Annotated in this window: 22 protein-coding genes and 1 pseudogene; 13 read left to right on the forward strand and 10 right to left on the reverse strand. The window is 73.7% G+C overall.

All coding sequences use genetic code 11. The features are described from left to right. Positions 1-29: 29 nt before the first annotated feature. Positions 30-488, reverse strand: a complete 459-nt coding sequence (locus ACWGSR_RS10035; protein WP_376230915.1) for a hypothetical protein — start codon at positions 486-488, stop codon at positions 30-32. Between the two features lie 77 nt (positions 489-565). Further along, entirely contained in the window at positions 566-1,003 is a 438-nt protein-coding gene (locus ACWGSR_RS10040; RefSeq protein ID WP_376230734.1) for an ATP-binding protein, read from the reverse strand. Positions 1,004-1,266: 263 nt separating this feature from the next. Here ACWGSR_RS10040 and ACWGSR_RS10045 point away from each other — a divergent pair, with 263 nt between their 5' ends. Genes ACWGSR_RS10045 through ACWGSR_RS10055 form a run of 3 tightly spaced genes read left to right on the forward strand, consistent with a single transcriptional unit; the run spans position 1,267 to position 3,271 of the window. Then, positions 1,267-2,142 carry a helix-turn-helix domain-containing protein gene (locus tag ACWGSR_RS10045; RefSeq protein ID WP_376230735.1) on the forward strand — a complete coding sequence of 292 codons (876 nt, stop codon included), beginning with the start codon at positions 1,267-1,269 and terminating at the stop codon, positions 2,140-2,142. Next, positions 2,143-2,409 carry a DUF397 domain-containing protein gene (locus ACWGSR_RS10050; protein ID WP_376230736.1) on the forward strand — a complete coding sequence of 89 codons (267 nt, stop codon included), beginning with the start codon at positions 2,143-2,145 and terminating at the stop codon, positions 2,407-2,409. A 43-nt stretch (positions 2,410-2,452) separates the two neighbouring features. Beyond that, positions 2,453-3,271, forward strand: a complete 819-nt coding sequence (locus ACWGSR_RS10055; protein WP_376230737.1) for an SAM-dependent methyltransferase — start codon at positions 2,453-2,455, stop codon at positions 3,269-3,271. 94 nt (positions 3,272-3,365) lie between these two features. Here the strand turns inward: ACWGSR_RS10055 and ACWGSR_RS10060 are convergent, their stop codons facing one another. After that, positions 3,366-5,279 (reverse strand): M64 family metallopeptidase, encoded by a 1,914-nt coding sequence (locus ACWGSR_RS10060; protein WP_453565192.1) that lies wholly within the window; start codon positions 5,277-5,279, stop codon positions 3,366-3,368. Positions 5,280-5,363: 84 nt separating this feature from the next. Further along, positions 5,364-6,707 carry a 6-phospho-beta-glucosidase gene (locus ACWGSR_RS10065; protein ID WP_376230739.1) on the reverse strand — a complete coding sequence of 448 codons (1,344 nt, stop codon included), beginning with the start codon at positions 6,705-6,707 and terminating at the stop codon, positions 5,364-5,366. A gap of 88 nt (positions 6,708-6,795) precedes the next feature. Here ACWGSR_RS10065 and ACWGSR_RS10070 point away from each other — a divergent pair, with 88 nt between their 5' ends. Next, positions 6,796-7,254 (forward strand): YchJ family protein, encoded by a 459-nt coding sequence (locus ACWGSR_RS10070; RefSeq protein WP_376230740.1) that lies wholly within the window; start codon positions 6,796-6,798, stop codon positions 7,252-7,254. Positions 7,255-7,276: 22 nt separating this feature from the next. Here the strand turns inward: ACWGSR_RS10070 and ACWGSR_RS10075 are convergent, their stop codons facing one another. Further along, positions 7,277-9,370: an MDR family MFS transporter gene (locus tag ACWGSR_RS10075; RefSeq protein WP_453565196.1), complete on the reverse strand. Its 2,094-nt coding sequence runs from the start codon at positions 9,368-9,370 to the stop codon at positions 7,277-7,279. A gap of 98 nt (positions 9,371-9,468) precedes the next feature. Continuing rightward, complete coding sequence (locus ACWGSR_RS10080) at positions 9,469-9,663, reverse strand: hypothetical protein (protein ID WP_202526684.1); 195 nt, start codon at positions 9,661-9,663, stop codon at positions 9,469-9,471. 520 nt (positions 9,664-10,183) lie between these two features. Between ACWGSR_RS10080 and ACWGSR_RS10085 the strand changes: the two genes are divergently transcribed. After that, positions 10,184-11,068 (forward strand): alpha/beta fold hydrolase, encoded by an 885-nt coding sequence (locus ACWGSR_RS10085; protein ID WP_453565198.1) that lies wholly within the window; start codon positions 10,184-10,186, stop codon positions 11,066-11,068. A 21-nt stretch (positions 11,069-11,089) separates the two neighbouring features. On the opposite strand, the gene ACWGSR_RS10090 is transcribed toward ACWGSR_RS10085, so the two are convergent. Further along, the gene (locus tag ACWGSR_RS10090) at positions 11,090-11,755 is read right to left on the reverse strand and encodes a TetR/AcrR family transcriptional regulator (protein WP_453565201.1); all 666 of its coding nucleotides are present in this window, start codon (positions 11,753-11,755) and stop codon (positions 11,090-11,092) included. 52 nt (positions 11,756-11,807) lie between these two features. Then, entirely contained in the window at positions 11,808-12,599 is a 792-nt protein-coding gene (locus ACWGSR_RS10095) for an IclR family transcriptional regulator (protein WP_366374008.1), read from the reverse strand. Between the two features lie 200 nt (positions 12,600-12,799). Between ACWGSR_RS10095 and ACWGSR_RS10100 the strand changes: the two genes are divergently transcribed. The 7 genes and pseudogenes from ACWGSR_RS10100 to ACWGSR_RS10130 all read left to right on the forward strand — a co-directional run bounded on the left by ACWGSR_RS10100 (position 12,800) and on the right by ACWGSR_RS10130 (position 19,324). After that, positions 12,800-12,916: a putative leader peptide gene (locus ACWGSR_RS10100; protein WP_366374010.1), complete on the forward strand. Its 117-nt coding sequence runs from the start codon at positions 12,800-12,802 to the stop codon at positions 12,914-12,916. A gap of 356 nt (positions 12,917-13,272) precedes the next feature. Next, a complete protein-coding gene (locus ACWGSR_RS10105) occupies positions 13,273-14,319 on the forward strand; it encodes an ABC transporter substrate-binding protein (protein WP_453565206.1) in 1,047 nt (348 codons plus the stop codon). Between the two features lie 181 nt (positions 14,320-14,500). Then, positions 14,501-15,511: an ABC transporter substrate-binding protein gene (locus tag ACWGSR_RS10110; RefSeq protein WP_376230745.1), complete on the forward strand. Its 1,011-nt coding sequence runs from the start codon at positions 14,501-14,503 to the stop codon at positions 15,509-15,511. A 233-nt stretch (positions 15,512-15,744) separates the two neighbouring features. After that, positions 15,745-16,596, forward strand: a pseudogene (locus ACWGSR_RS10115) (ABC transporter permease); the annotation flags it as partial. Continuing rightward, positions 16,593-17,372 carry an ABC transporter ATP-binding protein gene (locus ACWGSR_RS10120; RefSeq protein WP_453565210.1) on the forward strand — a complete coding sequence of 260 codons (780 nt, stop codon included), beginning with the start codon at positions 16,593-16,595 and terminating at the stop codon, positions 17,370-17,372. The pseudogene ACWGSR_RS10115 and the gene ACWGSR_RS10120, both read left to right, overlap by 4 nt. Beyond that, the gene (locus tag ACWGSR_RS10125) at positions 17,369-18,232 is read left to right on the forward strand and encodes an ABC transporter substrate-binding protein (RefSeq protein WP_366374018.1); all 864 of its coding nucleotides are present in this window, start codon (positions 17,369-17,371) and stop codon (positions 18,230-18,232) included. The genes ACWGSR_RS10120 and ACWGSR_RS10125 overlap by 4 nt, the downstream gene beginning before the upstream one ends. 3 nt (positions 18,233-18,235) lie before the next feature. Then, a complete protein-coding gene (locus tag ACWGSR_RS10130) occupies positions 18,236-19,324 on the forward strand; it encodes an LLM class flavin-dependent oxidoreductase (protein ID WP_453565213.1) in 1,089 nt (362 codons plus the stop codon). Here the strand turns inward: ACWGSR_RS10130 and ACWGSR_RS10135 are convergent. Further along, positions 19,314-20,171, reverse strand: coding sequence for a hypothetical protein (locus ACWGSR_RS10135; protein WP_453565215.1), 858 nt, complete (start codon positions 20,169-20,171; stop codon positions 19,314-19,316). The two genes, ACWGSR_RS10130 and ACWGSR_RS10135, sit on opposite strands and share 11 nt — an antisense overlap. Positions 20,172-20,401: 230 nt before the next feature. On the opposite strand from ACWGSR_RS10135, the gene ACWGSR_RS10140 reads away from it, so the two are divergent. Beyond that, positions 20,402-20,659, forward strand: a complete 258-nt coding sequence (locus ACWGSR_RS10140) for a WhiB family transcriptional regulator (protein ID WP_053642554.1) — start codon at positions 20,402-20,404, stop codon at positions 20,657-20,659. Between the two features lie 55 nt (positions 20,660-20,714). On the opposite strand, the gene ACWGSR_RS10145 is transcribed toward ACWGSR_RS10140, so the two are convergent. Next, entirely contained in the window at positions 20,715-21,689 is a 975-nt protein-coding gene (locus ACWGSR_RS10145) for an acyl-ACP desaturase (RefSeq protein WP_376230750.1), read from the reverse strand. Positions 21,690-21,919 lie beyond the last annotated feature (230 nt).

Genomic DNA, 21,919 nt, shown 5'->3' on the forward strand with positions numbered 1-21,919 from the left:
CGACCCTATGCCGTGACGAACCGCGCGCGTCAGAGCGCGCTGCGTACCGAGGGGGCCGACCAGGACGGGGTGACGCCCGTGAGCTGGCAGGTCAGCAGGTAGAGGGGGATCGGCGGCGTGTAGGGCGAGGCGCCGTCGGGCCGGTGGATCAACCGGGGGCGGCGGTCCGGGATCTCCGCGCCGCGCGCGTAGCAGGCCGGCAGCGGCCAGGTCAGGTCCAGGTCGGAGCCGGCCGGGACGAGCCACCACCACCAGTCGGAGTCGGCGTAGACGCAGCCGTTGGAGGGGAGCCGGGAGAGGATCTTGAAGCCGAAGCGGGCGGGGACGCCGACGGCGTCGCGGCCGAGGCCGGCGGAGAGGTCGGCGGGGACGGCGAGACGGGTGACGGCGTCCGGGCGGCGGGAGCGGGCGGGGTCCGCCGGGTCGAGGAGCCCCCGGGAGGGCGTGTCCGCGGCGCGGTGGTCGTCCCGTTCGAGACGGAGTTCCAGGGGGCGGCCGGCGGCCGCGACCAGACCGAGTCCGGGGTGGCGACGGGCCCGCGGCAGCATGCGGGTCGCCATCGACCTCAGCACGGCTCCCCCGTGCCGTGGGCCAGCTCGGCCCAGACGGTCTGCGACGTGCCGTGACCGGTGCGCTCGGCGCCCCACGCGCTGCACAGCGCGTCGACGATGATCAGTCCCCGGCCGCGCTCGTCCTCGCCGCAGTCGCGGATCCGCGGCCCCGCCGGGCCGCCCTCGTCCCGCACCGCTATTCGCAGCTTCTCCTCGCCCTCGCGGAGCTCGCAGACGAAACGGCCGCTGGCGGTGTGCACGACGGCGTTGGTGACCAGCTCGGAGACGATCAGGGAGACGGTGTCACGTATGTCGGGGCCGCAGCCCCAGATGATGAGCCGCTCCTCCGCGAGGCGACGGGCCCGCGCGACCGACGCCGTGAGGGCCGGGAGCTCGAAGGCGAAGCGCCGCACGGCGCCGGTATCGGTCTGAGGCTGTGGGCGCTGGGCCATGACGCGGGGACTCATGAGACCTGAAGGCTGCGCGTTACCAGAAGCCACGACCGGTTCCTCACAACAGTGGGCAGGACTTGCCGTACGGCGCCGCGCCGGGGCGCGGAGGCGCACGACGGCAGCGTGTACTGGTTCACCGGAACACTGTCCTCCTGAGTCGGACACTTGGCAAGTGGCACTCTGGAAATTGCAGAGTGCCGTGTTCTCTCTGGCCCGGCTTCGTGGCACACTCGTCGAAAACAGCGCGTCGGGGAGGTCTGGGAGTGAGCGAGCCGCGGTCCGCCCCCACGGTGGGACAGGTCGTCCTCGGAAAGCGGTTGCAGGACCTGCGCGAGCGGGCCGGCATGAAGCGGGAAGAGGCCGCCAAGATCCTCCGGGTGGCCCCGGCCACCGTCCGGCGGATGGAGACCGCCGAGGTCGCGCTGAAGATCCCCTACGTCCAGCTCCTGCTCAGGGAGTACGGGATCACGGACTCCGAGGCCGAGGGCTTCGTCGCCCTCGCGGAGGAGGCCAACCTCCCCGGCTGGTGGCAGCGGTTCCACGACGTGCTGCCCGGCTGGTTCTCCATGTACGTCAGTCTGGAGGGGGCCGCGAGCCTCATCCGGGCGTACGAGCCCCAGTTCGTTCCCGGTCTGCTCCAGACCGCGGAGTACGCCCGTGCCATTCTGCGCAGCGGGGCGGTCGGAGGCGGCAGCGACGCCGCCAGGGAAGAGGACACCGAACGGCATGTAGCCCTGCGGATGGAGCGCCAGTCCCTGCTGCTGAGGGACGACGCCCCGAAGTTCTGGGTGATCATGGACGAGACGGTGTTCCGCCGGCCGGTCGGTGACGGGCCCGAAGTGATGCGCGACCAGCTCGACCGGCTGCTCGAAGCGTCCGAGCTGCCGAACGTCACCCTGCAGATCGCGGAGTTCGCGTCCGGCCACCACCCCGGCACCTACGGACCGTTCGTCCTCTTCCGCTTCGCCGTGCCCGAACTCCCGGACATGGTCTACAGCGAGTACCTGACCGGCGCCGTCTATCTCGACGCGCGTCCCGAGGTGGCGTCCCACCTGGAGGTCATGGACCGCATGGCGGCTCAGGCCGCGACTGCACAACGCACGAAGGAGATTCTCCGGAATCTCCGCAAGGAGCTGTGAATGGATCGCATATACAACGGCATGCCCGCCGCGGAGCTCGGTGCCGAGGGTTGGCACAAGCCCTGGAGCGGCGGGAACGGGGGCAACTGCGTGGAGGCCATGAGACTGGCCGACGGCAGGGTCGCCGTGCGACAGTCCGCAGACCCTGAAGGACCCGCGCTCATCTACACCCACGGGGAGATCGAGGCCTTCATCCAGGGGGCCAAATCCGGTCAGGCCGACTTTCTGCTCGCCCAGCCCTTCCGTCCCGCCCCTACCGTCGCGTAACTCTTGCTGTAGCGCCACTCGTTCGTCCCGACCAGGAGAGCCGATGACCCAGGACCCCGCAGCTTCGCGGACCGACGTACGCATCGACACCAGCAAGCCGCACCCGGCACGCATGTACGACTGGTTCCTGGGCGGCAAGGACAACTACCCGGTCGACGAGGCGATGGCCCGTCAGCTCCTCACCGTCGACGCCCGGGGCCGGGACATGGCCCGCGTCAACCGGGCCTTCATGCACCGCGCCATCCGCTGGCTCAGCGCCCACGGCGTCCGCCAGTACCTGGACATCGGCACGGGCATCCCGACCGAGCCCAACCTGCACCAGATCGCGCAGGAGGCCGCGCCGGAGGCCCGCATCGTCTACTGCGACAACGACCCGATCGTGCTCGCGCACGCGGCCGCCCTGCTGCGCTCGACCCCCGAGGGGGCCACCGAGTACATCCAGGCGGACGCCCGCGAGCCCGAGGTCATCCTCGAAAGGGCCGGAAAGGTCCTTGACTTCGACCAGCCCATCGCGCTGTCGATGCTCGCCCTGCTGCACTTCGTCGGGGACGAGGACGGCGCGTACGAGCTGGTCTCCAAGATCGTCGACAAGCTCGCGCCGGGCAGCTACCTCGTCCTCTCCCACGTCACCGGGGACTTCAACCCCGAGGGAGCGGCGCAGGCGGCCGCCATGTACAAGGCGCGCGGGCTGACCCTGCGGCCCCGCTCGCGCGACGAGCTGGCCGCGTTCTTCGACGGCATGGAGTTCGTCGAGCCGGGCGTCTCGCTCACCGCCGAATGGCACCCGGAGCTGGGCGAGCCCGTCCCGGTCCAGGGCGACGAGCCCATCCCGGGCTGGGCCGGCGTGGCCCGCAAGCTCTGACCACGCCCTTCACGAACGGCGCGCGCGGCGGCCCCGCGGACCCTCCCGGTCCGCGGGGCCGACCCGTGTCGGCCCCCGGGGCCCGTCCGGCGGATCAGGTCCCCGGCGGCACCAGCGTCACCAGGAAGCTCCGCGCCGGACCGGTGTTCCCGGCCGCGTCGACCGTGCGGTACTCGACGGTGTGGGTGCCGTAGTCGGGGGTCGCGTCGTCCCACGGCACCGCCCGGGTCCGGCCCAGCTTCCCGTACACGAGGCCGTCGATCACCGTGCCGCCCGGCGAGAAGCGGAACGGCGCGTCCGCGTCCGTCGGCCAGCCGTAGTACGTGTACCAGCCGTCGCCGTCGACCCGGAACCGGCTCACCACCGCGCCCTCCCGGTCGTCCCGCGCGGTCAGCCGCATCGTGAACGCGCCGTCGTAGACGTACTCCACCGGCCGCCCCGGCCGCCGCACCGTCCGCAGCGGCTCCGACAGCTCGTACGCGGCCGTGGCCGGCCGGGCGTCGACCGTCCAGCGCAACTCCCGCCCCGTGCCCGCGATCCGGGCCGTGAGCGTGTGGGTGCCGGGGGCGATCCGCAGCGCGCCCAGGTCCAGGTCGCGGTCGTTGCGGTCGCCCGTCGCCACGGGACGCCCGTCGAGGTGCCAGCGCACCGCCGGGGTGCCGTCCACCGGGTGGGTGGTGTCCGCGTGGACGACGCTCCGGGCGCCGACGGGGGACCCCGTCGGGGTGTGCCCGGTGAACGCGGCCGCGACCGGCTCCCGCGCGGTGGTCAGCGAGGGGTCCACCGTCCAGCGGACGGTCCGGGTGAGCGCCTCGGAGGCGCGGACCGCCGGGTCGCGGACGAACGGCGTCGGATCGGTGACCGTCGCCGTCAGCGCGTGCGGGCCCGGGGAGAGCCGGAGTCCGCGCAGGTCGACGGCGCGGGCGCCGCGCGTGTCCAGGGTTCGCCCGTCGAGCCGCCAGGTCACGGCGAGTTCGCCGCCCACCGGGTGCAGGACGTCCACCCACACCGACCGGTCCGCCCCGATCGGCGCCGCGTTCGGCGCGTGGCCCTGGACCAGGTCCACCTTCGCCGAGATCGCCCGGACCATCACCTCGCGCTCCACCTGGTCGAAGGCGTAGCCGAGGGTCTTCATCAGGGAGTGGCGGCTCGGCCGCCAGACCCCCTCCGTGCTGTACAGGCCGCCCTCGTACCGTCCGACGGTCCCGCCGGACTCGCTCTCCTCGCCCAGCCAGCGCCACCACTTGGCCTTCCGCTCCCGCATCTGCCGTTCGGTGAGGAGGGTGTGGTGGGCGGAGGCCGGTTCCGGGCCGGAGTACGTGCCGCCCGGCACCCCGCGCCCGTAGTAGTCGTACTCGTCCTGGAGGCCGCCGAGCGAGTGCCCGAGCTCGTGCGGGGTGATGAGGGCGGAGAGCGCGTTGCCGCCGGACGCGGTCGCGTAACCGCCGCCCGCGCCGCCGTAGGTGGAGCTGTGGGCGAGGGCGACGACCTGCCGGTCGGCGGCGCTCGTCCCGGGCACGAGGTCCGCCAGCGCGGCGGCCTTCCGCCCGTCGACGGTCAGCAGCCGCTGCACGCTGCCCGGATCGCAGCCGCCCCAGAACCCCATGTCGAGCACGGTGTCCCGGGCGGGCGCGTCGAGCCCCGGGTCGCAGTCCACCCCGGACTCCGCCGAAGGGGCCTCCACCGCCCACACGTTGACGTACGAGCGGTAGGAGGCGAAGGGCTCGACGCTCCACAGGGTGTTCAGGTGCCGTTCGAGGTCCGCCCGGAACTCCGGCATCTCCTCCGCGGTGTAGCCGTCGCCCAGGAACACCAGGTTGAACCGCCGGTCCGCCGGTCCGGTGGTCTGCACGGGGACGACGACCGGCTCCCCGGCGGAGGCCGCCCGCCCGCCGGGCGTCCGCGTCTCCGCCCCCGCCGGCGCCGTTCCCGCCAGGCCGGCGGCCAGCAGGCAGACCGCGACGAGCCGGGCCGCGCCCCGCCGAACTCCCTTGTTCCGTAAGGTCATGGGGCGCGAGCCTAGGCCGCGCCCCGCCCCGGTGGAAGACGTCCGTCGGCCGTATCGGCCGGCCTCAGGGGAGGCGCCGGTGGCTCAGTACCGCAGGTACGCGAGTCCCGGGTGCGCCGCCGCGTACTCCTCCACGAGCCGGCGGGCCACCGCGACCGAGTCCACCAGCGGGTGCAGCGCGAAGGCCTTGACCGCCGTCTCCCGCGACCCGCTCTCCGCCGCCGCGAGCACCTCCCGCTCCACCGCCTTCACGGCCGTCACCAGACCGACGGCGTGGTACGGCAGCGGGGCCACGGCCACCGGCCGGGCGCCGTTCGCGTCGACCAGGCAGGGCACCTCGATCACCGCGTCCGCGTCCAGCACGGAGAGCGTCGTGCCGTTGCGCACGTTCAGGATCAGCGTCGTCCGCTCGTCGCGCGCGACCGCCCGCATGAGGGCGAGCGCCACCTTCTCGTAGCCGCCCGACTCCAGGTCCTCCTCGTCGCGCTCCCCGACCCCGGCGGCCTCCCGGTTGGCGGCCATGTAGGTGGCCTCCCGGTCCGCGAGCGTGCGGTGCCAGGCGGCCAGGGCGGGGGTGTCCGGCTTGCCCATCTCCTCGTAGAAGGCGCCCTGCTGGTCGCGCAGGTACGCGCCGCGCGTCCGCTCGGCGGTCCGGTAGGCGTGCACCGCCTCCCGGTTGAAGTAGTAGTAGTGCAGGTACTCGTTGGGGACCGCGCCGAGCGAGCGCAGCCACTCGGGGCCGAAGAGCCGGCCCTCCTCGAAGGAGCCGAGCGCCTCCTCGTCGGCGAGCAGCCGGGGCAGCTCGTCCCGGCCGCCGACCCGCAGCCCCCGCAGCCAGCCCAGGTGATTGAGGCCCACGTAGTCGATCCAGGCCTCGTCCGGGTCCGCGCCCAGGATCCGGGCGACCCGGCGGCCCAGGCCCACGGGGGAGTCGCAGATGCCGACGACCCGGTCGCCGAGGACCCGGGACATCGCCTCCGTGACCAGGCCCGCCGGGTTGGTGAAGTTGATGACCCAGGCGTCCGGGGCGAGCTCCGCGACCCGCCGGGCGATGTGCGTCGCGACGGGCACGGTCCGCAGGCCGTACGCGATCCCGCCCGCCCCCACCGTCTCCTGCCCGAGCACCCCTTCGGCGAGCGCGATCCGCTCGTCCGCAGCCCTGCCCTCCAGGCCGCCGACCCGGATCGCCGAGAACACGAAGTCCGCCCCGCGCAGCGCCTCGTCCAGGTCCGTCGTCGCCGTCACCTCCGGCGCGTCCCGCACCCCCTCGGCCTGGTCCGCGAGGACCCGCGCGACGGCGGAGAGCCGCCCCTCGTCGAGGTCGTACAGGGTGACCCGGGTGACCCGCCCCTCGGCGTGGTCGCCGAGCAGCGCGCCGTACACCAGCGGCACCCGGAATCCGCCGCCTCCGAGAATCGTCAGTTTCATGCCCGTACGCTACTCGGGCGCTCCCGCCGGGAGCCCCCGCACACGGGCCGGGGCGCGGGCGGGGACGGCGGCCGGGGACAATGGCGCCATGTCCCGACGCAAGACCCGCCCCCGCACCGCGCCCCGCACCGCCCCGGCTTCCGCCGCCCCCGCCGTCACCCCGGAGTCGCCCTGCCCCTGCGGTCTCGGCCCCGCCTACGGCGCGTGCTGCGGCCGCTTCCACGCGGGCACGGGCGGCACGGCGCCCACCGCCGAACTCCTCATGCGCTCCCGCTACAGCGCCTTCGTCGTCCGCGACGAGGCCCATCTGCTGCGCACCTGGGCGCCGGAGACGCGACCGGGCGAGGTCGACTTCGACCCCGGGCTCCGCTGGGCCGGTCTGGAGATCGAGGAGACCACCGAGGGCACGGCCTTCCACCAGCGCGGCACCGTCACCTTCACGGCCCGCTACGTCCACGGCGGCGAGCCGGGCGCGCTGCGCGAGCGGAGCCGCTTCGCCCGCCACGAGGGGGCGTGGGTGTACGTGGACGGGGACGTCGCCGAGTAACCCCTTGGCGGGAGGACCGGCCTCAGCGGGCCCCCGCCACCGCGCGTGGTCCCGAGCGCGGGATGCCGCTCGCCAGGTCCTCCGCGACGATCTTCTTCGCGATGGCGTCCGTCGCCACCCGCAGCTCGGGCCCGCTGGGCCGGCCGCGCTCCCGCTCGACGCGGTCGGCGAGCCAGGCGCCCCAGGCGTGCGTGATGACGTCCGCCTCCCGCCTGCCCGCCGGGGTGTGGGAGAACAGATTGCCGTCGCGGGTGAGGAAGCCCTCCTCGATCATCCGGTCGAAGACCGGCAGGAGCACCTCGGGCGGCACCCGCCGCCCGGCCGCGATCAGGCCGAGGCTCGCGTGCCCGACGGTCCGGGTGTACAGCTCGACCTGCATCACCGCCCACGCGCCCGCCACGTCGAGCCGGGTGTCGGACCCGTCGACGATCCGCCGGGCCGTGTCCACGTCGGTGCGGCGCAGGATCCGCCCGACGGACAGTTCGAGGAGCTTCGCGGAGTCCCCGGACGTGGTGGGCGACGCGAAGCCCTCGCCCATGTCGGGGGCGGCGGCGCGCGCCGAGTCCCGCAGCGCCACCTGCTTGAGGAAGAGCGCCACGACGAAGCCGACGGCGGCGACGGGCACGGTCCACAGGAAGACGGTGTGCAGGGTGTCGGCGTAGGCGTTCACGATCGGTCCCGCGACCGCGTCCGGCAGGCCGTGCACCCCGGCCGGGCTCTGCGCGGCCCGTCCGACGGCGGCCGGGTCGAGCCCGAGGCCCCCGGCGACGGCGGAGGCCTCCTGGACCCCGGCCGTGAGCTCGGGCTCCAGGGAGTTGCCGTAGATCGTGCCGAAGACGGCCGTGCCGAACGAGCTGCCGAGGGTGCGGAAGAAGGTGACGCCGGAGGTGGCGGTGCCCAGGTCGGCGTAGTCGACGGTGTTCTGCACGGCGATGGTGAGGACCTGCATGCACAGGCCGATGCCGACGCCGAGGACGAACATGTAGAGCGACGCGAGCCAGGTGCTCGTGCCCGGCTCCATGAGCGAGAGCAGATAGAGTCCGACGCCCATCACCAGGCAGCCGACGATGGGGAAGACCCGGTAGCGGCCGGTCTTGCTGACCACGTTGCCGCTGAAGATCGAGGCGATCAGCAGGCCGACGACCATGGGCAGGGTGCGGATGCCGGAGACGGTCGCCGAGTCCCCGTCGACGTACTGGAGGTAGGTCGGCAGGAAGGTCATCGCGCCGAGCATGGCGAAGCCGACCACGAAGCTGAGTACGGAGCAGACCGTGAAGACCGGGTTCCCGAACAGGCGCATGGGCAGCATCGGTTCGGCCGCCCGGGTCTCCACCAGGCAGAACAGGGCCAGGGCGACGATCCCGCCCGCGAACAGCCCGATGATGACGCCGGAGCCCCAGGCGTACTCGTTCCCGCCCCAGCTCGTGGCCAGGATCAGGGCGCTGGAGCCGGCGGCGACGAGCGCGATGCCGGCGTAGTCGATGACGGGCTTGCTCGCCGAGCGGACGGAGGGGATCGTGCGGGCGGCGGCGATCACGACCAGGATCGCGATGGGCACGTTGACGTAGAACGCCCAGCGCCAGCTCAGGTGGTCGGTGAACAGACCGCCGAGGAGCGGGCCGATGACCGTGGACACGCCGAACACGGCCCCGATCGCGCCCTGGTACTTGCCGCGCTCGCGCAGCGGGATCACGTCCGCGATGAGCGCCATCGAGGTGACCATCAGACCGCCGGCGCCGATGCCCTGGAGGCCGCGCCAGACGATGAGCAGCGTCATGTTGGTGGCGAGTCCGCAGAGGAACGAGCCGGTGATGAAGACGACCGCGGAGATCTGGAAGATCACCTTGCGGCCGAAGAGGTCGCCGAACTTGCCGACGAGGACGGTCGCGACGGTCTCGGCGAGCAGGTACGAGGTGACCACCCACGACATGTGGGCGGCGCCGCCCAGGTCCGCGACGATCGTCGGCAGGGCGGTGCCGACGATCGTCTGGTCGAGGGCGGCGAGGAGGACGCCCAGCATGATCGTGCCGAAGACGATGTTGCGGCGGCGCCGGTCGAGCGGGGGCGGCTCGGTGGCGGCCGGGGGCGCGGGCGCTGCGTCGCTGGTCGTGGTCACCCTCGCAGCGTCACACCGGCCCCGTGCCCACGCATGCGGGGGACCGCCGGACAGGTGTCGCCCCGTCACGGCGCCGACGGGACGCCGGGAAGGCGTCGTCAGGGGGTGACGGGCAGCTCGGGGTGGTGCTTGGCGAGGATCTTGTTGGCCCGCGCGAGCGCGGAGAGGGCGTGCTCGCGGTCCGCCCGGTCCTCCGCGCAGAGCGGCCCCCGGAACCGGTAGACCTCGCGCGCCGCGCAGTCCGCGTCGACCTCGGCCTGGAGGACGTGCAGCGGCAGACAGGCGCCGATCATCGCGGCCACGCGGTCGGGGATCGGGACGGGGACGAGGCGCGAGGGCGAGGTGATCACGGGTCAGTCCTAGTGGGTCCGGGAAGGGTACGGAAGAGTCTCTCCCCCATACGTACCGGATGGCGTTGCGGGTTCGGACACGGAGTCGTCGCGGGACGGTGACGGCCCGGGGCGCCGCCGGCGGGCCGCGCGGCGGGCGGGGGAGCGGACCGGGCGCGACGGGCGATCTTGGACCGGACGTTCCCGCAGGTGCGGGGCGTCGGAGCGGCCGACGGTTTGCGCATCCTCTCTGCGTATCGAGCGCGCGTTCGACGGACGAAAGATCCAGAACGGGGCGTCGGGGGTGATCCACACCCGAGGGAGTGTGAAGGATCTCACTCGTCGGTCCGGACTCTTTCGGAGCGGGTGGGGTATGTGCTGCCGCCCTCGCGACCGCCCACCCTCCCGCGCTTCCGTCGCCACTAAACAACACGAACGATCGTGCTAATATTTTCTCACCTCCAGGTCACCGAGGAGATCCGGCATGCACACGATGGCTCCACTCCTGCGCACCCTCCTGAACGCGGCCGCCCGCGTCGCCCCCGGCCCGGCCGGCCGACTGGCCTTCCACGTCTTCGTCCGCCCGCTCGGCCGGGCCCGGCCGAAGCCCGAGGAGCGGGCGGTCATGGCCGCCGCCCGCGTCGGGCGCCTCCGCGTCCGGGGCAAGGACGTCGTCACCTACGCCTGGGGCGACGGCCGGCGGCCGGTCCTGCTCGTCCACGGCTGGTCCTCGCGCGCCTCCCGCTTCGGCGCCCTCGCCGAAGCGCTGCTCGTGCGCGGCTACAGCCCGGTCGCCTTCGACGCGCCCGGCCACGGCGACTCCCCGGGCCGGGCTTCGAACATCGTCGAGTACCGGGAGATCATCCGGGAGCTGCACGCCCGGCACGGCGACTTCGACGCCGTCGTCGCCCACTCCTTCGGCGTCCTCGCCTCCCTCTTCGCCCTGCGGGACGGCGTGCGCACGGCCCGCTTCGCCGGTCTCGGCGCGGTCGGCTCCTTCGCGTTCCTCACGGAGGGCTTCCAGGACCGCCTCGGCGTGGACGAGCGGGTGGTCCGCGCCCTCCGCGACCACGTCGAGCGCCGGCTCGCGCCGGGCGAGCCCGGCATCTGGCACCGCTTGGAGGCCGACCACGCGCCCGAACAGCTCGGCGCGCCGCTCCTGCTCCTCCACGACGAGGACGACGACATGACGCCGCCCGCCCAGTCGCGCCTGCTCGTGCGCGCCCACGGCGACCGCGCCCGGCTCGTCGTCACCCGGGGCCTCGGCCACCGCCGCATCCTGAAGGACCCGGACGTCGTCGCCCGGACCGTGGAGTTCGTGACGGCACCGGCCGCCGAGCCCTCCGGGGAACGGGTCGCCACCGGCTGAACCCGTGCCGGGGTACGGGGGTTACGCGGCGGAGAGGGCCTCCCGGCCCCGGTCCGTGGCCGAGGCGTACAGCCGCGCGGCGATGCCCCGCTCGGCGCGGCCGTACGCCCGGGGGTCGTCGAACAGCACCGAATGCGCGTTGGCCGCCTCCATCAGGGCGATCACCTCGAAGGCCAGCTGCTCCGCGTCCAGGTCGGCCACGAGCTCCCCGGCGGCGCGCGCCTCCGTCAGGTTCCGCTCCATGTACTCCGTCCAGTCGAGCCGGGCCCGTGCGACGGCGTCGTGGACCGGGCCCGTACGGGCGTCGAACTCGGCGGAGACCGCGTAGAAGAAGCAACCGCCCGCGAAGACCCGCTCCGAGGAGTACGCCAGCCAGTTCCCGCACAGCTCGCGCACCCGCACGGCCCCCGGCGGCACGTCCTCCAGCGGGGCGGCCACACGGCGGGAGAAGACCGAGACGGCGGCCCTGACGGTGGCGAGCTGAAGCTCCTCCTTGGAGCCGAAGAGGGCGAAGACACCGCTCTTGCTCAGGCTCAGCTCGGTCGCGATCCGCCCCAGGGACAGCCCTTCGAGGCCCTCGACCGAGGCGATGTCCATCGTCCGGCCGAGCACGAGGCGCCGGGTCTGGTTGCCGCGCTCGACGCGCCCGTCCGTCTTCGTTCCCGTACCGCCGGTGCCACCGCTCATGCCTCCATCGTACTGAACGCACGACCGTGCGGGATTATCGGCGACGCGCGCCCTAAACGCCTTCGTCGAAGCCGCGCCGCTCCGCCGGGGCGAGCAGCAGCACCTCCAGGGCGCGCGCCGTCGCCCGCGCCTGGGCCAGGTACCAGTCGAGCCGCTCGTCGGTGATCAGCGACGGGGTCCCGCGGAGCGCGAGCGCGAACCGCGCGTGGCCCGCCCGCTCCAGGACCGGCACCGCCACGGTCCGGACCCCGTGGGCCGACTCGCCGTCGTTGAGCGCGTACCCCGCCTCCCGTACGCGCTCCAACTCGGCCGCGAGCAGCGGCGGTTCGACGATGGTCCGCTCGGTGAACGCGTACAGCGGCGGCAGGGAGCGCGGTCCGCCCTCGCCCGCCCTCGGCCACGCGAGGAGCACCTTCCCGAGCGCCGTCGAGTGCAGCGGCCTGCGCAGACCCACCTTCGGGGTCACCGAACCGCCCGCCACGATCACGACGTGCGGACCGCTGCGCAGCGCCAGATCGGCCGTCGCGCCCGTCCGTTCGGCCAGGTCGGACAGCTCGGGCGCGGCCAGGTGCAGTCCCCGCTGGTGGTACGAGAGGCGGCCCAGCTCCGTCATCGCCGGACCGAGCCGGTAGCGGGCCGTCCTGGCGTCCTGTTCGAGGAAGCCCGCGCCGAGCAGCGTCCGGGCGAGCCGGTGCGCGGTGGAGGTGGAGAGCCCGAGCCGCCGCGCGAGGTCGGAGGCGCTCAGGTCGGGCCCGTTGTCGTGGAAACAGTGCAGCACGTCCAGTGCGCGGCGGACCGCCTGGGCGCCCGCCGGGGGTCGGACGATGCCGGCCTCGGTCGTCATAGGGTTCGCTCCCCGTGGGTGATCGGGCTCCCACGCTCCCACATGGCGGGAGCCGAATCAGCGGACCGGCGAGGTCGGAAACACGCCGTTCATACCCAATCCCACATGGTGGGAGACGTGTTGTGGGCGGTCGAGCTTCCATGGCAAGGTTCCGGCCAACGCACCACAGCGACAGCAACGAGCGGGAGGGAGCAGGGCCGATGACGAACCGACGCCGTACGACGCGAAGCGCGCCCGCCGCCTCCCCCGCGCCGCTCGGGCTCACCCGACGCCGCCACATCGACCTGGCCCGCGTCGCCGGAGCCACCTGTCGCTGACGCGAACGGCGGCCGCCGCCCCTGACGGCCGATGACGCCGCCGCTCCCGGCACGACGCGCCGACGACACCTCCGACGCCCGCGTCCGGCGCCACTCACCGCCGTGAGCCCGTGAGCCCATAAGGCTTGCAGGGGGCTTGGAGCCCCTGGGGCTCACCGGGTCCCTGGGGCCCACCGGGCCCATGGGACTCACCGGGCCCGTGGCCGAAAACGCCCCGAGTCGACCTCCGCCGGGACCGCACCCCCTACCCGAGCCGGAACGGCACCCCGTCGCCGCTCCGGAACCGTCACGCGCCCTCCGCACCCCGGCGCGCCCCGACCCCGCCCCCACCCACACCCCACCCCGGGAAGCCCTCCATGACGCACGCCCGCGTTCCCGACACGCTCTGGTTCACCCGCTGCCCCGTCCCCACCGCCACCGGCGTCGCCGCCGACCGGGGCTGGCTGGCCGGGGAGTTCGCGGCCGACGGCATCGCCGTCCGCTCGCTCCAGGACGCCGAACCCGGCGCCGATCGCGCCACCCACTTCACCCACGCCCTCCCCGGCCTCTTCCGCGAGGGCGGCAACGTGCCCGCGCTGTGGGCCCGCTCCCGGGGCGAGCGCACCCGGCTCGTCGGACTCACCTGGATCGAGGAGCGGCAGGCGGTCCTCGTCGCCCCCGGCTCCCCGGTGCGCGGAGCCGCCGCCCTGCGCGGACTCCGGCTCGCCGTGCCCCGCCACTCCGTCCCCATCGACTTCTGGCGCGCGATGGCCCTGCGCGGCTTCGAGGGCGTCCTCGCCTCGGCGGGGTACGGACTCGCCGACGCCGTTCTCGTCGACGTGCCGGCCGACGGGCACGAGGGCCAGTGGGCCGCCGAGCTGGACGCGCTGCGCCGGGGCGAGGTCGACGCCGTCTACGTGAAGGGCGCCCTCGCCGTCGAGGCCGCCCGGCGGGCCGGTGCCGAGGTGGCCGTCGAACTCGACGAACTGCCCGACCCCGCGCACCGCGTCAACAACGGCACCCCCCGCCCCCTCACCGTGCACCAGGACCTCCTGGACGAGCACCCCGACCTCGTGGCCCGGTTCCTCGCCGTCCTGCTCCGCGCCGCCGACTGGGCCGCGGACGAACCGGACGAGGTCGCCCGCATCCTCGGCGCCGAGACCGGCGCGGGCGCGGAGGGGGTCGCGGGCGCCTACCGGCCCGGCACCCACCGCACCCTCCACCCCGACCTGTCCGACACCCGCCTCGGCCTCCTCGCCCGGCAGGAGGAGGCCCTGCGCGCCCACGGCTTCCTGCCCGAGGCCGTGGACGTACGGGCCTGGGCCGATCCCGAGCCGCTGCGCCGCGCCCGGCTGCTCGCGACCGGCGCCACCGCCGCCGTACCGGAGCCGCACGGGGGACAGGCCTCGCAGCCCGTCCTGTAACCCACGTACGCGAACCCGCCCCGCCCCCTGGAACAGCCGCCCTGCCTCCCCTCGAACCACCGTCCTGCCCCCCGAACCACCGCCCTGCCCCCCGAACCAGCCTTGCCCCTAGAACCACCGCCTCGCCCCTCTAGAGCCACCGCCCGGTCCCGCCCCGCCCCGACCCCGAAGGACGACCGCCATGCGCCCACTCACCCCGTTCGCCGCCCTGGCGGCCCTCGCCGCGCTCGCCACCGTCACCGCCTGCGGCGGCAGCCCGGCCGCGAGCGCGGGCGGCGGCCCGGAGGGGGCGAAGGGAACGGTCACCGTCCGCATCCCCGACCCCGGCAACTCCGGCGTCCTCGCCCTCGGCAAGAAGGACGGCAGCCTCGACAGGGCCCTCGCCGCCGTCGGCGCCAAGGTGGCCTGGACCGGCAGCGCCGGCCCCTTCGCCCCCGCCGCCCAGGCGATGAACGCCGGCCGGCTCGACATCGCGACCGGCTCGATCACCTCCGGCATCACCTCCCTCTCCCAGAACCCCGGCTTCGCCTTCTTCACCGCCACCGACCCCGACCCCGTCGGCGAGGGCATCCTCGTCCGCGAGGGCTCCGACATCGCCTCCGTGAAGGACCTCGTCGGCCGCAAGGTCGCCGTCAACAAGGGCGGCACCGGCGAGTACCTCCTCCTCAAGGCCCTCGCCGGGGCCGGCATCCCCGCCGACAAGGTCGAGCGCGTCTATCTGCGCCCCGACCAGACCGCCGCCGTCTTCAACGCCGGACAGGTCGACGCCTGGGCCGTCTGGTCCACCTACGCCGTCGCCGAGATCGGCTCGGGCAAGGCCCGCTTCGTCGCCGACGGAACCGCCATCGGCTCCGACAACTACAGCCTGAACGCGGTCCGTTCGAAGTTCGCCGAGGAGCACCCCGAGGTCGTCAAGGCGCTCTACGCCTACCTCCACGAGAACAGCGCCAAGGAGAAGAAGGACCCGGCCGCCTACCTCAACGTCTTCACCGACGCCGGCCCCACCGCCGTCAACGGCAAGGCCAAGGAGGTCCAGATCTCCTTCACCGCCAAGGCGGGCACCGTCGACCCGATCGGGCCCGAGGACGTCAAGCGCTTCGAGACCGTCGCGCGGTTCTACGCCGACCAGAAGGTCACCCCGAACAAGGTCGACATCGCCGCCCACCTCCTCGACGTGGAGAAGCTGTCGTGACGGCCCGGCTCATCACCGAGAAGACCTCGGCCGAGGAGGCTCCGACCGGGAAGTCCCCGGCCGAGGAGGCTCCGACCGGGAAGTCCCCGACCGGGGAGACTCCGACCGGGAAGTCCCCGACCGGGGAGACTCCGGCCGGGAAGTCCCCGGCCGGGAAGTCCCCGACCGGGAAGCACCCGGCCGAGAAGTCCCCGACCGGAAACCCCTCGACCGGAAACCCCCCGACCGCGAAGACCCCGGAAGACGCCCCCGGCACCGTCCGGCACACCGCCGGTCTCGTCGCCCCGCGCCCGCCCGTCCACCGTGCCCGCTCCCGCGCGTACTCCCTCACCGTCCGCGCCCTCGGCCCGGTCCTCCTCCTCGTCCTCTGGTGGGCCTCCTCCGCCACCGGGCTCCTCACCCCCGACGTGCTCGCCTCGCCCGCGCAGGTCGTCGGCGCGGTGGGCGAGCTGTGGGGCAACGGACAGCTCCCCGACGCGCTCGCCACCTCCCTCACCCGCTCGGGCCTCGGACTCGTCGTCGGCCTCGCCGCCGGGCTCACCCTCGGCATCACCACCGGCTTCACCCGGCTCGGCGACGAACTCCTCGACTCCTCCCTCCAGACCCTGCGCACCATCCCCTTCCTCTCCCTCGTCCCCCTCTTCATGGTCTGGTTCGGGATCAACGAGACCGCGAAGATCCTGCTCATCGCGGTCGCCACCACCTTCCCGATGTACGTCTCCACCACCGGCGGCGTACGCAACACCGACCGCAAGCTCGTCGAGGCCATGCGTAGTTTCGGCCTCGGCCGCCTCGCGATCGTCCGGCAGGTCGTCCTGCCCGGGGCCCTGCCCTCGCTCCTCGCCGGACTGCGGCTCTCCATGACGCTGAGCGTCATCGCGCTCATCGCCGCCGAGGAGATCAACGCCACCGAGGGCATCGGCTATCTGATGTCCCAGGCCCAGAGCTACGCCCGCACCGACGTCCTCGCCGTCTGCATCCTCGTCTACGGCCTGCTCGGCCTCACCGCCGACGTCCTCGTCCGGGGCCTGGAACGGGTCCTCATGCCCTGGCGCACGGCCGGCCCCGGGGGAGGTGCCCGATGACCGCCCCCGCTACCGGGACCGGAGGGACGGCGGTACGGGTACGGGGCCTGCGCCGGGTCTTCGGCACCCGCGCGGTCCTCGACGGACTCGACCTCACCCTGGCGCGCGGCGAGTTCCTCGCCCTGCTCGGGGCGAGCGGCAGCGGCAAGACGACCCTCCTCCGCATCCTCGGCGCCCTCGACGGCGCCGACGGGGGAGAGGCCCTCGTCCCCGCCGCCCGCACGATCGTCTTCCAGGAGCCCCGGCTCATCCCCTCCAAGAAGGTCCTCGCCAACGTGACCGTCGGCCTCCCGCGCGGGGCCGCGACCCGGGAGACCGGCCTGCGGGCCCTCGCGGAGGTCGGACTCGACCGGCACGCCGACGCCTGGCCGGCCACCCTCTCCGGCGGCGAGGCCCAGCGGGTCGCGCTCGCCCGCGCCCTGGTCAGGGAGCCCGAACTGCTGCTCCTGGACGAGCCGTTCGCCGCCCTCGACGCGCTGACCCGGCTCCGCATGCAGGACCTGGTCGGCGAGCTGCGCCGGATCCACCGTCCCGCCGTCCTGCTCGTCACCCACGACGTCGACGAGGCCGTACGCCTCGCGGACCGGGTCGCCGTCCTGCGCGACGGCCGGCTCGTCACCGACGAACCCGTCGCCGTCGACCACCCCCGCGACCCGGGCGACCCGGCCTTCGTCGCCCTCCGCCGCCGCCTCCTCGCGGACCTCGGCGTCCACGCGCCCGAAACCCCCACCGCCCCCGCCCCCGCCGAAGCCACCCCCGAAGGAGCGCCCGCATGACCGTCGTCATCGGTGTCCACCGCAGCAACCCCTCCCTCTACCACCTCTCCCGCCTCGGCTACGCGGAGCAGGAGCTCGCCGCCCTCGGCGAGACCGTGACCTGGCACCCGTACACCGACGGCGTCCGCACCGGCGCCCACCTCGCCGACGGCACCATCGACTTCGGCGGCACCGGCTCCACCCCGCCCGTCACCGCGCAGGCCGCCGGCCACGACATCGTCTACGTCGCCGTCTCCGCGCCCCGCCCCGACCACGGCGCCCTCCTCGTCCCCGAGGACAGCCCGGTCCGTACCGTCGCCGACCTCAGGGGCGGCACCGTCCACCTCGCCGTCGGCTCCTGGCAGACCCACCTCGTCGCCAAGGCCCTGGACGACGCGGGCCTGTCGTACGCCACCGACATCACCCCCGTGCGCGGGGACTCCGGCAGCGAGGAGAAGCTGCGCTCCGGCGAGATCACCGCCTGGGTCGCCCAGGGCGCCGAACTGGCCGCCGCCCGCCGCGCCGGCGGCCTGCGCGTCCTCGTCCGCACCGGCGACGTCATCAGCGACCGGTCCGTCTTCTTCACCCGCCGCGACCTGGCCGAGGAGCGGCCCGAGGTCGTCGACGCGCTCGTCCGGGCGCTGCGCCGGGCCGACGAGTGGGCCGCCGCCCACCCGCGCGAGGCCGCCGGGATCGCCGCCGCCGACCAGGGCGGCACGGTGGACGACTGGGAGACCGCGCTGCGGGCCCTGCCCTGGACGATCGAGGAGGTCACCGAGGAGTTCGTCGCCGAGCAGCAGCGGGCGGCGGACATCTTCCACCGCACCGGATTCGTCGACCGCGCGGTCACCGTCGCGGACGCGCTGCCCCGGAAGGCCTGACCCATGACCTCACGAACGCAGGCACCCGAAGTCCTCTGGTACGTCATCCCGCGCGAAGGCGCCTACCCGTGGGAGCCGGAGGGCCGCCGCCCCGTCGACCTCGGCTACCTCCGGCACCTCGCCGCGACCGTCGAACGCCTCGGCTACACGGGCGCGCTGCTCGCCACCGACCTCTACGACGTCTGGCCGCTCGGCTCCGCGCTCGCGGCCTCCACCAGCACCCGCTTCAAGCCCCTCCTCGCCGTCCACCCCGGCCTGATCTCGCCCACCCTCCTCGCCAAGATGGCGCTCAGCTTCGACAACCTCTTCGGCGGCCGGCTCCGCTTCAACGTCGTCAACGGCTCGACCGCCTCCCTGCGCGAGTACGGCCTGCACGTCGAGCACGACGAGCGGTACGCACTGAGCGCCGAGTACTGGTCGGTCGTGAAGCGGCTCACGGCCGGGGAGGTCTTCGACCACAAGGGGCGCTTCTACGACCTGAAGGACGCGGGCGCCTCCTTCCGCGACCTGCGCCCGGTCCAGGCACCGCACGTCCCGCTCTGGTTCGGCGGCTCCTCGGCCCCCGGCATCGAGATGGCCGCCGAACACGTCGACGTCTACCTCACCTGGGGCGAACCGCCGCACCTCCTGAAGGAGAAGCTCGACCGCGTACGGGTCCGGGCCGCCGCCCACGGGCGCACCCTCCGCATCGGCCTGCGCCTCCACCTCATCGTCCGCGACACCGAGGACGAGGCCTGGGCCGCCGCCGACCGGCTCCTCGACGTCACCAGCGAGGCGACCTACGCCCGGCAGCTCGGCGAGCGGGCGGGGGAGGACGGCGTCGGCTGGCAGCGCCAGTTCCGCCAGCACGGCGGCCGGGTCCCGGCCCGCGCCCGCGAACTGGAGACCCACCCCAACCTCTGGCCCGGCATGAGCCTCTTCCGCCCCGGCCCCGGCACGGCGGTCGTCGGCTCCACGGCCCAGGTCGTCGAACGCCTCAAGGAGTTCCAGGACCTGGGCGTGGACACCTTCATCCTCTCCGGCAACCCCCTCCTGGAGGAGGCCTACCGGGTGGCCGAGACGGTCCTGCCGGCCCTGGGGGTCACGCGCTGAGGTCGAAGACGCCCCACTCGGTGAGGGGCTCCTCCTGGACGTAGACCCTGCTTCCCCGGGCGACGACCCGACGGCGGCCCAGAGCGCCGCCGTCGGTCCGGACGAGGCGGACGACGTCCGTAGGCTCGACCGAGGTCTCGGTGAGCTCTCCGTAGGCGATCCGGTCCCGTCCCTCGCGGTAGCCGCCGAAGAAGGCGACCCGCTCCCCGTGCACCACCACCGCCTTGGCGCCCCGCACGGTGTTGGTCCGTACCCGCATGGGCTCGTCGGGCCTGATCTCCAGGAGCGGGAATTCGGTGTACGGGCAGGCCCAGGCTCTGGTGCCGGACACGTTCAGGGCGTAGCAGTCCATGATCCACCCGGCTCCGGGAACCTCCCCGGACGCCCACCGGATCTGTCCCGTCGCGCTCCAGCGGCGGATGCCCAGCGGGTTCTCGTCGAAGTGTCCGACCCACAGGTCGCCGGCCTCGTCCACGAGCAGGTGCTCGATCGCGTCCCCGACGGGGAAGGTCCAGGCCTCGCGGCCGAGCGCGTCGAAGACCTGGACCTGGCTCTTCTCGTCGCCCCGGCGGTCGCGGGACGAGGCGACGACGAACCCGCCGTCCGGCAGCCGGTCCAGTTTGGGCCACCGGGCCCGTACGGCGCTCAGTTCCGTGGTCTCGACGGCCCCGTCGGCCACGGACACGACCAGGGCTTCGTACGGGTCCGCGTCGGCCCCGCGCTCCGGCGCGCGCTCGGCGAGCAGCCAGTGGGCGGCGCCGAAGGCGTCGACGGTGCTGCCCAGGACGTGGCGGTCGTGGTACGCGCGGGGCAGACGGGCGTGGGGAACGAGGGCGATCTCGTGCACGGGGGCTCTCCTCGGTGGGCGGTCGCGGGGTGCGGGCGGGCGGCTGGGGGGAGCCGGCCCGATGGCGCGCGAGCGCGGGAGAGCGGAGCGGGGCGCCTACGCGGCATGGCCCTTTCTGGTCGTCACGCGGTGATCCTCGCCCATGCGGGGTCACCTGACAAACCCTTTCGGCGCGCCGCATTGATCGAACGTTGATGGCTCGTTTACGGCGCCCCGGCACCGTGTACGGCATGCAGACCGACACGAGCGTACTGACCGCACCGGAGCCCGACATGAGCTGGCAGGAGAACGCGCTGTGCGCCCAGGCCGGCCCGGAGTTCTTCTTTCCGGCGCCCGGCTCCTCCACCCGCGAGGCGAAGCAGCTCTGCGGGGCCTGCGAGGGGCGGGTGGCCTGCCTGGAGTACGCCCTCGCGCACGACGAGCGGTTCGGCGTGTGGGGCGGGCTCTCGGAGAAGGAGCGGTTCCGGCTGAAGCGCGGCCGGGGCTGAGCCCGCGCGGCGGACCGTCCGCCCGCCGCGCGGTGACCCGGCCTGCCGTCGGGCGTCAGCCCGCCGCGCGGGCCGCGATCCGGGCCTTGCGGGCCGCGAGCTTCTCGTCGAACTTGCTCGCCTCGCCGTCCAGGCCGTTCATGTACAGGCCCAGCTCCTCCTGGGCGCGCAGCCCCTCCGGCCCCAGGCCGTCGATCTGGAGGACCTTGAGGAAGCGCAGCACGGGCTGGAGCACGTCGTCGTGGTGGATGCGCATGTTGTAGATCTCGCCGATCGCCATCTGCGCCGCCGCCCGCTCGAAGCCGGGCATGCCGTGTCCGGGCATCCGGAAGTTGACCACGACGTCCCGCACGGCCTGCATGGTCAGGTCCGGGGCGATCTCGAAGGCCGCGCCCAGCAGGTTGCGGTAGAAGACCATGTGCAGGTTCTCGTCGGTGGCGATGCGGGCGAGCATCCGGTCGCAGACCGGGTCGCCGGACTGGTGTCCGGTGTTGCGGTGCGAGATGCGGGTGGCCAGCTCCTGGAAGGCGACGTACGCCACGGAGTGCAGCATCGAGTGCCGGTTGTCGGACTCGAAGCCCTCGCTCATGTGCGCCATCCGGAACTGCTCCAGCTTGTCCGGGTCGACGGCGCGCGAGGCGAGCAGGTAGTCGCGCATCACGATGCCGTGCCGGCCCTCCTCGGCGGTCCAGCGGTGCACCCAGGTGCCCCAGGCGCCGTCGCGGCCGAAGAGGGTGGCGATCTCGTGGTGGTAGCTCGGCAGGTTGTCCTCGGTGAGCAGGTTGACGACGAGCGCGATCCGGCCGATCTCGGTCACCTTGGACTGCTGCGGGTCCCAGGCCTCGCCGTCCTCGAAGAAGCCCGGGAAGTTCCGGCCGTCGGACCACGGCACGTACTCGTGCGGCATCCAGTCCTTGGTCACCTTCAGGTGCCGGTTGAGCTCCTTCTCCACGACCTCTTCCAGGGCGTAGAGCAGCCGCGCGTCGGTCCACTCTGCCGAGCTGCCGAGGTGGGGAGAGGTGAGCGTCAAGGGGAACTCCTGGGGACGGAGAAGGGCGTACGGGTGTACCTACGAATCCGTAGGTTACGAAACCGTAGGTTAAGGCTCCGTAAGGCGTCCACCAACCCCGCCCCGGGCGTCGGCCGATCACTCTCCGTCATGTTCCCTGCTCGGGCCGGGCGCCGGAGACGCAGGTCACGTCCGGTGCGGCGCCCGCCGGACACCCGGACGGCCACCCGGCGCGCGTGTCCGGCTACGGC

Source organism: Streptomyces sp. NPDC055632, assembly GCF_053618675.1.